Genomic DNA, 12,919 nt, shown 5'->3' with positions numbered 1-12,919 from the left:
AATTATCTGGTTATTGTAATTTAATTATTACAGCTTCGTCGCCATATAAATTCACGCGTTTGCTGATAGTAATTCCTTCCCGTTCTGGAATAGTACTCAATACAATTTTACCGTGAAGCTCCATATTATGCGGAGAAAAATGACAAACCCCATGTCCTAAATTGAGTACAACCATAAATCGCTTCCCTTCCCATTCACGGATAAATGCCATGGTGTTTCCTTCTGCTACTACAGGTATGTAATTTCCTATACGTAAAGCTGGTTCCATTTGCCGCATTTTAATAAGCCGGTGATATAAGGTTAGTATAGATTCCAGGTTGTCTCGCTGTACCTGCACGTTTACCCTCCTATAATTATCAGGCAAGCGGAGCCAGGGTTTTTCAAGGGAAAACCCTCCATTCGGACCATCATTCCATTGCATGGGCGTACGGAACGGATCGCGGCTTAAGTTTAAATCAGGCATATTGAGGCCTTGTGGATCTTGCCATTCTTCCGGTGGTACGGGTACATCCCGCATGCCTATTTCATCTCCATAATAAATAGTGGGCGTACCCCGTAGCGTTAGCAACATAACTGCGGCTACCCGTGCCTGCGCCTTTCCAATACGGCTTGCAATACGCGACTGGTCATGGTTGCCCAGCACCCAGTTGGGCCATCCACCTTTGGGCAGAGCCGCCTCATATAAATCAACAGCCGTAGAAATAGTGCGGGCATTCCAGGGTAAACCAATTAACTGGAAGTTGAATGGTAAATGTGCCCCTGAATTGTCTGCACCGTAGTAAGTTACCAGCTTGTGAATAGGCAGATAGATTTCACCTATTATCAACCGTTCATTGTATTCATCGGTGAGGCGGCGCATCATAGAAACAATGTTGTGAATTTCGGGCTGGTCGGTAGAATAAGCCGGAACCAGTTTTTCATAGGTAGCCATATGCGGCTGATAATCGGGATTAGCCGGATTATTGCGCCACTGGTCATCTTTAACCATATGCCACATGACATCTACCCGGAAGCCATCTACCCCTTTGTCCAGCCAGAAACGCATTACATCCAACATGGCTTGCTGCACCTCCGGATTACGCCAGTTTAAGTCTGGTTGTTCTTTTAAGAAAGCATGGTAATAATACTGGCCGGTTTTCTCGTCCCATTCCCAGCCGCTGCCTCCAAATACACTTAACCAGTTGTTGGGAGGGCTGCCATCTTCGGCTGCATCGTGCCACAAATACCAATCGCGCTTGGGATTATCTCTGGAAGAACGAGACTCCAGAAACCAGGGATGCTGGTCGGAGGTATGGTTGGGCACCAGGTCGAGAATCAGTTTCATCTTGCGGGAGTGAACTTCTGCTAAAAGTGCATCAAAGTCGTCCATGCTCCCAAATAGGGGATGAATGCCGGTATAATCCGAAATATCATATCCGAAATCGGCCATAGGTGAAGGATACACAGGGGATACCCATACGGCATCGATACCCAGCCACTGCAAATAATCCAGTTTACTGATAATACCCTGAAGATCACCAACCCCATCCCCATTACTGTCCATAAAGGAACGTGGGTAAATCTGGTAAACAACGCCTTGTTGCCACCAAAGATGATTATCTGTGTGATTGCTCATGTCCCTAATGTACGAGTATACTGCCGTAAGGATACAGGGAGAGCCAGTTTGATTAACCAGAAAAAGAAATTAGCCGGGTATTGTCTACAAAAGTTGCAGACAACACAGATAATATATAAAAAAAGCTTTACAGCCTGAACGCCATAAAGCTTTTCTTTTAAGTAAGAAAATCATACTTGCTGTAAAACCTATCTGCGGAAAGAAGCCAAAATGCGGTTTAAAACAAAATTAACATCGTTGCGGGCACGGCTGAATTCGGCAATTTTTTCGGTTTTGGTATTGGCTCCCCAGTATCCTTTTATATGCTTATGCAAGTCTTCATTCAGATCAATTAAGGCAGTTTGTCTTCTGCTTTCAAAAAAATCGTCGGCTGGGTTCTTAATTTTTTCGATAATTTCTATGGATTTGCTAATCAGGTTTTCCAGCTCTTTCGCCTTGGCATCATCAATGGGCATATCGTTTACCTTATCGCGGATGCCCTTCAATTGTACAACTAGTTCATTGGCCATAGTATAAAGAAGTTATAAAATAATGATGTTTGTTGCTTATCTGATATCTTAAACAAATTTAGCGGGAAACTGACGAATTGAAAATGTATTCGTTTACATTTTATTACAAACAACCTCCATCAGCACATGCTTTTTCAACATACTTACGCAGGTATACTCAGAATAAATACTGGCAGGTAATTAATGAATGGTTCAGCAAAGCTGTAAGTTGCCATTGTGTAAGCAGTATACCAGATACTATTTCTGGTAAATTTACGCTTATGACACTATCTCTGCCTTCTGGATCTTTTTTTGGTATTCGGCTTCTGGGCAGGTTCTGCCTCGTTGCGGATTTCTTTTAAGCCTTTTTTGAATGGATCATAGGTGATTTTTACCTTCTCCTGGCCGGTGGCCGCTCTGGCACGCAGGTAAACGCTAGCGCCTGCATCCTGGTTAACACCTATTTTCTCGGGCACTAAATCTTTCTCTTCTTTCAGGCTAAGATTACTTAATGGCAGTTGTATGACCATATCTGTTTCTTTATTGAAACTAAAAATTCCTTCCACAAATAAATTGAGCACGCTGGAGGCTATTTCCATACGGGAGATGTGCAGGTCCTGGCCTTGTAATTCGAAGTTGTTGCGAATGTCGGCGAATTCTATATTGGTAAAATCCCTTTGTTTAAATACTATCTTCCCTATTTTGGTTAAAGGCTCAAAATCTATCAGCCGGCCATTAGTAAGCTGTACTTCAAAATTGCCCTGCATGCTCTGCGGGAGAATGTTGTAAGAATCGTCAAAAGCAGAGGAAAAAGCTATATTGGCATGCAGTTCACCCATCAGATTATGTTCTCCGATAGTGGTCTGCTTAAAGTTTTCGAAGGAGTGTAACAGTTTGCGTACGTCGGCATCTTGTATAACTGCTTGTATTTCAAAATCTCCCTTAGGCTGACTTATATTCCGGATAGCTCCATTCAGGTGTAAGGTGCCGCCAGAATTCTGAAGAGCAATGTTTTCAAGCCCAATGCTATTATCTTCCAGAGTTAGATTACCCCCAATCTGATTTGCTGAAAATTGCTTGTATTTTACTTCATCTATCGAAAAGGCCAGGTGGCAATCTATGTTTTCAATAAGGGCTTCTAATTTCCGGCCTATGGCTTTCTTTAAATTTGTGCCTGCCTGCTGGCTTTTGTTTTCTTTCAGCAAGCCTAGTTTACGCAGTGTTCCCGGAGATTTAAAGTTTCCAAAATCGAAAGAGGGGGAATGCATCTGTAAATTGGCATTTATTCTGTCGTATTTGTATAAAGCAAAGGGAACCAGGTCATTTATTTTGCCGGAAATTTTTACCGGATTTTCATTAACCTTAAAATGCAGCGAATCTATACTGGCATGCGACTGGTTAAATACAACTGATCCGTTAATGCCGGCAAACTGAAATTGCCTGGGCAGGTAAGCAAAGCTGGCATTTTTCAAGGTAGCTTTTCCCTGTAAAACACCTGGCAGCTTTTTATTGTCTTCATCAAGTACTTTGTGTATTTTACCTTTGTAATGAAAATTAATATTGGCTGTTCCTTTCGTAAAATTCATTTTAGACTCATCCAACAGGTGATTAGCCTCTTGCAGAGCAAACCGGATGGTAGATTTTAAATCAATATCGGGGTATTTCAGGTTATCAATAATAAAACTAGCTTGTATCGGAAGCTTTTCGTACCGGCCAAAAAAATCTGTTACTTCTATATATTCTTTTTTGCCCTCCTTACTGGTGGAATCCACTTTGCTATAGAATTTTCCATTCAGGCTTACGTCGGTGCAGGTTTTATCTTTATAGGTAATAGCTGATTTGTTAATGGAGAACAGTATTTCTACTTCTGGCTGATTTCCTTTCTTAAGCAGGGTCTTAATCTGGGCAGTAGCTTTTACTGGCTGGCTAATTTTAAAACGTTCTATTTTCTCGGCAATACTGGAAGTGAGCAAAGGCGAAATGTCGGTGATATGGGCTCCGTCGGTATGAAAAGTAAGAGACAGTACAGGAACTTTGCCTGCCTGTAAACTTCCTGTCAGGCTGTATTCCTGTTTATTAACTTTTACTTTGGATTCATTGATCTGAAGGTTTTTTTGATTTTTGTTATAAAATAAATCGAACGCCACTTCCGCTTTGGCATCCTTCATAAAACTGCCTTTATTAGGGTTAAATGTTAATTGATCAAAAATGACGGGGCCATTAATGTCTAGAGCCATTCCATCGGGTTTTGTATCAATGTTAGCCTGCAATCTGGTGAGGTGGAAACGAAGCGTCTTGTATAGCGTAGAGTCGGCATGCAAGGTAGAGTCTACATAACTGACAGCTACATTATTTAGCCGGACTCTGTTCAGCATGAAGTCCAGAGAAGCTTTTTTTTCGGATGCCGATTCTTGGTAAGCCGAATCCGTTTTAAAAATCCGCCAGCTATCGTACCCATCTTTGGTTTTATACAAAGAAACAGAGCCGTTGTTTACCAGGATAGCCTGTATATCCAGTTCATTGCGCAAAAGCTTTGTTAATGAAAACTGCATAAACACCTTTTCTGCACGAAACATAGGCTGCTTATGTACAGCGTATAAAGTGTCGGTAATAATGGGTTCTACAAGCGTAAAAGAGAAGTTAGGAAATGTTTCCAGAATGGAATAATCCAGGTCTTTGATACGTAGTTCGCCATTCATCCTATCGCTGAACTCTTTATTAACAGCTGCCAGTATTTCTTCTTTGTAAGTAACTGTAATAAAATAGGCCACGCCCAGCAAGAAAGCAAGGAAAGCTATTACATATATCCCTATTTTAATCAGCAGTTTCATAAATTTTACATCCCAAGCTATTGCAGCAGATATACGTAGAGAAGCATGTTCGTGTATATTCAGGCAGGCTTTAGTAAGGCACTAAAAGTATCTCCTTTAACTTAATATATTGATAGATGGTTGTGTTTTGCCGGTAGCTGCTTCTTATAGCGCATCTTCCTACGTATGGTATACCTAAGTTACCCATTGCTAACATGATGTTGCCCTTTTTGGTTTAACTAAGATTTATTCCGGCTGCTTTATACAACAACCTGGAGCGGAGAGAATGTTGTTGCCTGAAAAGCCTTATTACTTATCTGCACTTACCAGTAAGACTCCTGTAAGAACCAAGCCTGTACCAAAAATTTCATTCCATGTAATAGGCTCATGTAAAACCAGATAGCCAAGGATAATCGTGGCTACCGGACCTACACTGCCAATAATAGCTGCTTTTCCAGCGCCTATCATTTTAATACCCTCTGAAATCATGAACGTGGGAAATACAGTAGAAATTAAAGCAATGGAAATGCCGAGCACATACACAGGCATAGGATATTGCAGAATAGAGCCAGTTTGCAGGAACAGAAAATGCACAATTACGGATGCGCAGGAAACCATCATGACATAGCCTGTATAACGGACAGAGCCAAATTTTGGAATGAGCCGGCTGCTACCAACCAGGTAGAGCGCATAGGTACAAGCACTGGCAAATATCAGTAAGGCACCTTTGTACATATGTGGCTGCTGAGGGCTATGGCCATTCAGAAACACCAGCAAAATGCCTGCATAGGTTAGTATAAGGGCAATTATTCCTTTTCTACCAATAGATTTATTAAAAAACACAAATAGCAGGATGGCTACAATAGTTGGATATACAAACAAAATAAGTCTCTCCAAGCCGGCAGTTACATATTGCAGACCTAAAAAATCAAGCATACTGGATGCATAATATCCCAAAATACCCAACATCCCCAGTTTCAGATAATCAGCTGTGGTAGGCGCCGTTTGCGGCTTCTGTTTTTGAAGTAACAGGGGAATACCTATGAAAAAGGGCAAGGAAAATACCATCCGCAAAAACAACAGCGAAAGCGGGTCTATCTGGTAATTGAATGCCAGCTTGATCATAATGGCTTTGGCAGAAAAACAGATTGCCGCTACAAAAACCAGTATAGAACCTACAACTGAAGTGGAACGCATAGAAAAAAAGTAGCTAGGTAGCCTTTGCCAGCTGAAGACAAAATTATTTTGCTATCAGATTAAAAATTGGCTTCTACCTGATTTTTCAGCAAATCGTCGAGCACTTCTCTGCGGCGGATAAGTTTTGCCTGTCCCTGGTACACCAGCACTTCCGCCGGACGCAGACGCGAATTATAGTTAGAACTCATACTAAACCCGTAAGCACCGGCATTTTTTATAGCCAGAATATCGCCTTCCCGCACTTCATCCAGCGTACGGTTGGCTCCTATGGTATCCGTTTCGCAGATATATCCCACTACATTATATTCTTTAGGCGCTCCGTCCGGGTTAGATACATTTACTATATCATGGTAGGCATCGTACATCATAGGGCGTATCAGGTGATTCATGCCAGAGTTTACGCCAACAAATACGGTAGTAGGCGTTTGCTTTACTACATTCGTCTGTACCAGCAGATAGCCAGCCTCACTTACCAGAAACTTGCCCGGTTCAAACCACATTTCCAGCGTTTTGCCATATCGTTTGCAGAATCCCAGAAAAGCATCACTCAGTTTGCGGCCCAGCTCTTTCATATTTGTGGTGTGGTCGCCGGGTTTGTAGGGTACTTTAAAGCCTCCACCAAAATTGATAAATTTCAGGTGTGGAAACTGCATGGCCAGATCGAATAAAATACTGGCTGTTTGCAGGAATACATCGGCCTCTTTAATATCTGAACCTGTGTGAATATGCAGGCCATTAATGGTAAGCTTATATTTATGTACCACCTCCATCACTTGCGGCATCTGTTCCACAGAAATACCAAATTTAGAATATTTATGCCCTACCTGAATTTTGGTGTTGCCCCCAGCAACAATATGTGGATTCAGGCGGATAGCACAAGGTACTGTGCTTCCATATTTTTTGCCCAGATGTTCCAGCATCGGAATATTATCCAGATTTATCCCTAATCCCAGTTCAACTGCTTCTTCTATTTCGTCAAAAGAAACACAGTTAGGCGTATACATAATATCTTCCGGAGCAAAACCCGCCATTAACCCGATACGGGATTCCTGTATAGAAACGGTATCTAGTCCGGCACCCTCTTTTTTTAACAGTTTCAACACAGAGATATTGGTAAGTGCTTTAGCAGCGTACTTTATTTTTACCGGAACTCCGGAGAAAGCTTCCTGAAGTATATGTAGTTTTTCAACAATGGTATTTCCGTCGTATACATATACCGGTGTTCCAAACTCCCGGCAAATATCCAGCACAGGTACATTCCCAATATAATACTGATTTTCTTTTAACTGCATAGGGGTAGATTTGAGCCTGCAAATATACAGGAATGTATAGTTATATAGGGCGAATAGACTTCAAAAAAGTATTTATCCAATAAACTGTATTATTTCTGCTTTGTCTAGGGCAAATGAAATTTTGCAAATGGCTATATTTTATAAGAAAAATTTATTACATTGAACCTTTTAAATTTCTTTGAGCACTCTTTGCCCGTTCAGCATACAATTTATATGGCAAGGAGATAATACTAAAATGCCTATATTTTGGTATTATTCCAGTAAATTTTATAATATATAATATACACTCAGCCTTAACCTATTTGTTCTATGATAGAAATTATTCCTTCAATAACCATTTATAATGGAAAATGTGTAAAAATGGCGCCCGGTGACTTTGAGCATCCAGTGGTATATTCTGTGGACCCCATAGAGCTTGCACAAACGTTTGAAGGACATGGAATTAAACGGGTACAATTGATAGATCTGGATGGAGCCCAACGGGGAAGAGTAGTAAACTATAATATACTCCGCATGATTGCCAATTATACCAGCTTAGCTATTGACTTCAGTGGTGGCATCTATACTGACTCTGATGTGCGGATTGTGTTTGAAAATGGTGCTAGGTATATTACTGCGGCCAGTGTAGCAGCTAAAGAAAGAAACTTTTTCTCCTCCTGGATTGTAAGCTATGGCCGCGAAAAAATAGCTTTAGCTGCCGATACACAGGACGGTAAAATTATGACCAGAGGGTGGCAAAAAAATACTCAAATTGATGTAATGGAGCATATAGAGTTTTATGCTAACCGCGGAATTAAATATGTAAAATGCACAGATGTTAGCCGTCATGGCAGGTTACAAGGGCCTTCCTTTGATCTGTATAAAGAAATATTGCAACGCTTTCCGGATATTTATTTGATTGCCAGCGGGGGGGTGAGTTCTATTGAAGATATTATGAAGCTGGAAGAGATGGGTGTACATGCAGTAATGTTCAGTACTGCGTACTACGATGGCAAAATTAAAATAGAAGAGTTAGAAAAAATGATGGTGGCTTAAAACCCTAGTCAAAAAGTTGCTACCATATATAACAAAAGAGCCGTCAGTGACAGCTCTTTTGTTATATGCACGATTACATTAATTCTCATGTATACCTTTATCTTTTTTGCAGCAATCATCCAGACGGTCATAGGCCCGGGCATCGGCAGGTAACTGGTCGGCATCGTATCCAGTTTCGTTAATAGCTTTCTTAATACGGGCGGCATTTGTCTTTGTTGGATTAAACGTTACTGTTACAATCTGAGAAGGTACATCCAACGTAGCCTCTTTTATTCCTTTTTCATAAGCCAAACTTTTTTCTATGGTGGCTTTACACATTTTACATACAGCCGATGTCTTGATCTTTACTTCCTCCTGTTTGGTTTGAGCAGCTGCACTTAGGGTAGCAAATAGCATCAGCGCAAAAGCCATTAATACATTTTTTCTCTTTTTCATGGCAATCATAGTATTAATTATTAGTTTTTAGTTACTTAATTTTAAAACGCATACCTGCGTAAATCATCCGGCCATATACGGGTCCCCAAATTAGGGAAGCATCGAAATTCGGGCCAAAAGGCTGATCAGCAGCTATAATAGGATTTGATTGTCTAAAATTACCCAGATTCTCTCCTCCTAGGTATATATCCCACTTTTTGAAAGCCCTTGTTACCTGGGCATTAAATAAGAGGTACGCCGGCGAATAACTATCTCTTCTGTAGACTTCCTCGTTAGCAGAAGTACTTGGAATCCGTTTAGCTCCATGCCATTGGGTAGTGAAATCAAGCTTCCATTTATCAAATTTGGTAGCATAGCCCAGGTTCAGGAAAAACCGGTTGCGGCTAACAAACTGCCTCGCAAGCAACTCTCCATTGATAGTGTTTTTTACATCATAATATTTGTAGGCCATCTTCACATCCAATGATTTTAGCGGCTCGTACTGCAATTCTACCTGTGCACTATTGGCATAAGACTTTCCGTCCAGGTTATAAAAAGCAATCTGCCTGGGGTCGGTATCCATATCGGTAATAATCTGGTTAATAAAATCTGTCCGGTAAAGATCTACACCCAGCAATCCATTTTTGCCGAGTATGGTAAACTCATGCGTTAGGTTTACTCCATAGTTCCAGGCTTTTTCAGGTTCTAACTGGCCTTTTACCAGCAACTGCCTGGAACTGATTAAGACAGATGTATTTTCTGCAATAGGATTGGCTACCCGGAATCCACTGCCGGCAGAGGCCCGCAACGTGGTTTGTGGTGTTAAGTTATATTTTAGATGTACCCGAGGTGTAACAATGGGGCCATACATATTATGAAAATCCGTACGCAAACCCACTACAGCCGTAAATTTTTCTGGAATAGTGTAGGTATATTCCCCAAATACGCCAGGTACTGATTCGGTACGGGCAAAGGTAGAATCCCTGTACTGTTCATTGTAGGAATCCAGCAGATAGCTGGCCCCGAATTTTAATCCGTGGTTGGTATTATTGATAATCGTCTGGTAAATCAGGTTAGCATATACCGTTTGCTGCTTTCCATTATAGGTATTATACCCGAAAAATGAGTTTTGTTCATGATTGATACCAGATAAAATTAAGCCTAAGCCTTTATAAGGTGTTTCGGGAAACAACAAAGCTGTTTTAGCAAATCCCTCTATTCTGCGTGTTTCGGTACTGGTGCCATAGTAAGGTTTTTTCTGCAGATAATAATTGGGCATATCTTCGTGTCCAGGTCCATGATCCATATCTACCGGAATAGTATCCATTTCCTGATGTTCTGGCTGGTAATAGTTCATTTGCCCACCTTTACGGCTGTCATACAAGGCTTTTATGCCAAACTGACTCTGGACCCGTTCTCCGTTATATTTCCAGCGGTTCACCACATTATATTGTTTCGACATAGGCAGATCCAGAAAACCATCTTTGTTTCTGTCCATTTTGCTCTCTAGTTCGTCGCCCATGCGGCTGCCATGTAACAGTAAACCGGTACTCCATTTTTTATTGAATGGATGAGCTAAAGTGAGATTCAATTCTGTCCGGCCCATATCATTAATATAGGTATTCAGCAATAGCCTGTCACTTGTTTCAGGTTTTTGCAATTCTACATTGATTTGTCCGGCAATGGATTCGTAGCCATTCACCACAGAGCCAGCTCCTTTGCCTACATCAATAGCTGAGATCCAGGTGCCTGGAACAAAGCTGAGCCCATAGGTAGTAGACAAACCCCGGATAGAGGGAATATTCTCAGAATTTATTTGCACATACGTTCCATCCAGACCAAGCATTTGTACCTGTTTGGCACCTGTAACTGCATCGCTATACGATACATCTACGGAAGCATTGGTTTCAAAACTTTCGGATAGGTTACAACAAGCAGCTTTTTGCAATTCTTTAGTAGTAATTGTTTCTATCTTGGCTGTTTCGGTTCGGGAAATATAGGTTGGCGAAGATTTTACTACTACTTCATTTAGCGAGCCTTGTGGGGCTAAACTGATGCGGTAAAATTGTGTGGTGTTATTCACCTGAATGGTATCGCCTGTAAATCCTACATAACTGATTACCAGGTTGGAAGCGGCATCACGTTGTTCTAGGGAAAAGTTGCCTAGAGAATCGGTAATGGTGCCTTGTGTGGTGCCCAGCCAATAAACATTTGCGCCTGGCAGTGGAATTTGCGTATTTGGTTCAGAACCATCCAGTACAGTTCCTTTAATGGTTTGTGCATTAATAAGCTGGGGCAGTAATAAAAATATAGCGGCAATGCGAATAAGTTTAGTATAGCTTTTATAAATAGAATTCATAGTAAAATTGAATAGTAACCTTTTTGAAGTTGGAAAGGAAAACAAAGAGGTATAGCTACACAGGTTGTGTATAGCTATACCTCTCAGGTCTATTCAATTTTATATCAATAGGGAACGGTGGCGGATAGAAATATCTTTTCCGGCCAGCGGGGGAGATGAGTCAGAAGAATTAAGTACAGCTTCCGCAGTTTGCATAACCGATACAAACATCCGGATAGTTGTTTCTACTATAGTAAAAAAAGCTTTTTCAAGGAAAGTAGCTACTTTTTCTACTGCTGGTGCTAAATCTATATTGGCTACATGGGCCTGAGATTCACAGCATACGGCTGGTTTAATAATTGTACCTGCTGTATCAGTAGCGGTGTTTTTCTTTTTCGGGCAGCAAGCCTGTTTCTCAAAGACAGAAGCAGATTTTTTGCTGTTCATCAAGCAGGAATGTTCAAGCAAGCCAAATCCTGTGGTTGTGATAAATATCACTCCCATAAGGAATATAGCCAAAAATTGCCTGAATCTTGCTTTCATATACTGCAAATTTACACAATCATTTAACACCATGCAAGTCTATCAAAATTCCCGTTGGCAGTGTTTTTTCATTAAATATTACTTGGCTGTGGATACATCCGCCCACGCCACTGCAATGGCAAACGCAAAAGTTGAGAAATAGTAGCCCACACCCCTAGTAAAATGAATAGCCCTAGCCCAACTGGAAAAAATACTATCCCCCATAAGCTATAGTTACCAGTAGTTTGCTGTACCTGCCCTATACAAATAAGCGTAAGTAGAGTAGGCACCCAATAGATGATACTGCCACTTTCATGAAATATAGAAAGCAAAGCAAAAACTGCTAGCATAGAAATAATCATAGAGGAGATTTCCATGTGCTGCATACCTACCCGTAGGATACGACTCCAGCCGGATATAAACTCAGCAAAGCTATTGTACATTTGTACTTCATATAATTTAGTATCGGTATACAGCTGGTATTGTCCGCCATTAGCCAAGGTCATGCGTGCCAGATCTGCATCTTCGGCTAAACTACTGCAGATAGCTGTATGCCCACCTATAGACAGGTAGAACTCCTTTTCGAAGAGTAAGTATTGCCCTATTGCATACGGATTTTTCAAATTAGGTTTGTTAAATGGTGTAGCGGCTACGGTGATCAGGAAATGAAACGGCCCTAATAGTTTTTCCCACCAAAATTTATTCTGATGAAAAGAAGGTGCAGATAGCAATACAGCATGGGTATTTTTAAGAGCTGTTACTGCATCTTGTAACCCATTGGTTGTATGTATGGTATCCGCATCAGTAAATAAAAATAAGTCGCCTTTAGCAAAGCAGCTCCCGATATAACATGCCCAGCTTTTACCTATCCAGCCAATGGGCTTCGGTGGAGCTTTAATGACTGTAACCGGATACCTATTTGCTACTTCGTAGGTCTGATCCTCTGAATGGTCATCTATAACCAGGATCTCATAGCTGGTATAGGCTGAGTTGAGAAGAGACTCCAGAAGTTTTGGCAAGGCTCTGGCTTCATTCCTGGCAGGAATAATAATAGATACTAAAGGCGGCTCTGATAATGGAAAGATGTTGGATGCAGGCGGTTTGGGAGAAAAATAGGGCCAGCTTTGAGTAACAACCACAAGCAACCCTGTATACACTAATACTGTAAAAAAAACCTCCATAATTCAAGAATATAGAGGTTTTTTACG

10 protein-coding genes are annotated in these 12,919 nt (G+C 41.0%); 1 reads left to right on the top strand and 9 read right to left on the bottom strand.

Annotation, left to right across the window (positions count from 1 at the left end; all coding sequences use genetic code 11):
* Window positions 1-10: 10 nt before the first annotated feature.
* From Q0590_RS06760 to lysA, 5 genes are all read right to left on the bottom strand, one after another.
* Window positions 11-1,615, bottom strand: a complete 1,605-nt coding sequence (locus Q0590_RS06760; RefSeq protein ID WP_302036741.1) for an alpha-amylase family glycosyl hydrolase — start codon at window positions 1,613-1,615, stop codon at window positions 11-13.
* Between the two features lie 188 nt (window positions 1,616-1,803).
* Window positions 1,804-2,124 carry a hypothetical protein gene (locus Q0590_RS06755; RefSeq protein WP_302036740.1) on the bottom strand — a complete coding sequence of 107 codons (321 nt, stop codon included), beginning with the start codon at window positions 2,122-2,124 and terminating at the stop codon, window positions 1,804-1,806.
* Between the two features lie 266 nt (window positions 2,125-2,390).
* A complete protein-coding gene (locus Q0590_RS06750) occupies window positions 2,391-4,934 on the bottom strand; it encodes an AsmA-like C-terminal region-containing protein (protein WP_302036739.1) in 2,544 nt (847 codons plus the stop codon).
* 288 nt (window positions 4,935-5,222) lie between these two features.
* The gene (locus Q0590_RS06745; RefSeq protein WP_302036738.1) at window positions 5,223-6,110 is read right to left on the bottom strand and encodes a DMT family transporter; all 888 of its coding nucleotides are present in this window, start codon (window positions 6,108-6,110) and stop codon (window positions 5,223-5,225) included.
* Window positions 6,111-6,169: 59 nt separating this feature from the next.
* Window positions 6,170-7,402, bottom strand: a complete 1,233-nt coding sequence (gene lysA, locus Q0590_RS06740) for a diaminopimelate decarboxylase (protein WP_302036737.1) — start codon at window positions 7,400-7,402, stop codon at window positions 6,170-6,172.
* Window positions 7,403-7,711: 309 nt separating this feature from the next.
* Here lysA and Q0590_RS06735 point away from each other — a divergent pair, with 309 nt between their 5' ends.
* Complete coding sequence (locus Q0590_RS06735; protein ID WP_302036736.1) at window positions 7,712-8,437, top strand: 1-(5-phosphoribosyl)-5-[(5-phosphoribosylamino)methylideneamino]imidazole-4-carboxamide isomerase; 726 nt, start codon at window positions 7,712-7,714, stop codon at window positions 8,435-8,437.
* Between the two features lie 78 nt (window positions 8,438-8,515).
* Here the strand turns inward: Q0590_RS06735 and Q0590_RS06730 are convergent, their stop codons facing one another.
* The 4 genes from Q0590_RS06730 to Q0590_RS06715 all read right to left on the bottom strand — a co-directional run bounded on the left by Q0590_RS06730 (window position 8,516) and on the right by Q0590_RS06715 (window position 12,892).
* Window positions 8,516-8,872: a heavy-metal-associated domain-containing protein gene (locus Q0590_RS06730; RefSeq protein ID WP_302036735.1), complete on the bottom strand. Its 357-nt coding sequence runs from the start codon at window positions 8,870-8,872 to the stop codon at window positions 8,516-8,518.
* Window positions 8,873-8,903: 31 nt separating this feature from the next.
* Window positions 8,904-11,210, bottom strand: coding sequence for a TonB-dependent receptor (locus tag Q0590_RS06725; RefSeq protein WP_302036734.1), 2,307 nt, complete (start codon window positions 11,208-11,210; stop codon window positions 8,904-8,906).
* Window positions 11,211-11,309: 99 nt separating this feature from the next.
* Window positions 11,310-11,732, bottom strand: a complete 423-nt coding sequence (locus Q0590_RS06720) for an HYC_CC_PP family protein (RefSeq protein WP_302036733.1) — start codon at window positions 11,730-11,732, stop codon at window positions 11,310-11,312.
* 71 nt (window positions 11,733-11,803) lie between these two features.
* Window positions 11,804-12,892, bottom strand: coding sequence for a glycosyltransferase family 2 protein (locus Q0590_RS06715; RefSeq protein WP_302036732.1), 1,089 nt, complete (start codon window positions 12,890-12,892; stop codon window positions 11,804-11,806).
* Window positions 12,893-12,919: the final 27 nt, after the last annotated feature.

Source organism: Rhodocytophaga aerolata (genome assembly GCF_030503435.1).
Taxonomy (GTDB): domain Bacteria; phylum Bacteroidota; class Bacteroidia; order Cytophagales; family 172606-1; genus Rhodocytophaga; species Rhodocytophaga aerolata.
This window is presented reverse-complemented; position numbering and strand designations above follow the sequence as displayed.

Excerpts from the sequence above, each read along its gene's own strand:
- Q0590_RS06760 (WP_302036741.1), bottom strand. The coding sequence starts at position 1,615 with ATGAGCAATCACACAGATAATCATCTTTGGTGGCAACAAGGCGTTGTT.
- Q0590_RS06755 (WP_302036740.1), bottom strand. The coding sequence starts at position 2,124 with ATGGCCAATGAACTAGTTGTACAATTGAAGGGCATCCGCGATAAGGTA.
- Q0590_RS06750 (WP_302036739.1), bottom strand. The coding sequence starts at position 4,934 with ATGAAACTGCTGATTAAAATAGGGATATATGTAATAGCTTTCCTTGCT.
- Q0590_RS06745 (WP_302036738.1), bottom strand. The coding sequence starts at position 6,110 with ATGCGTTCCACTTCAGTTGTAGGTTCTATACTGGTTTTTGTAGCGGCA.
- lysA (WP_302036737.1), bottom strand. The coding sequence starts at position 7,402 with ATGCAGTTAAAAGAAAATCAGTATTATATTGGGAATGTACCTGTGCTG.
- Q0590_RS06735 (WP_302036736.1), top strand. The coding sequence starts at position 7,712 with ATGATAGAAATTATTCCTTCAATAACCATTTATAATGGAAAATGTGTA.
- Q0590_RS06730 (WP_302036735.1), bottom strand. The coding sequence starts at position 8,872 with ATGAAAAAGAGAAAAAATGTATTAATGGCTTTTGCGCTGATGCTATTT.
- Q0590_RS06725 (WP_302036734.1), bottom strand. The coding sequence starts at position 11,210 with ATGAATTCTATTTATAAAAGCTATACTAAACTTATTCGCATTGCCGCT.
- Q0590_RS06720 (WP_302036733.1), bottom strand. The coding sequence starts at position 11,732 with ATGAAAGCAAGATTCAGGCAATTTTTGGCTATATTCCTTATGGGAGTG.
- Q0590_RS06715 (WP_302036732.1), bottom strand. The coding sequence starts at position 12,892 with ATGGAGGTTTTTTTTACAGTATTAGTGTATACAGGGTTGCTTGTGGTT.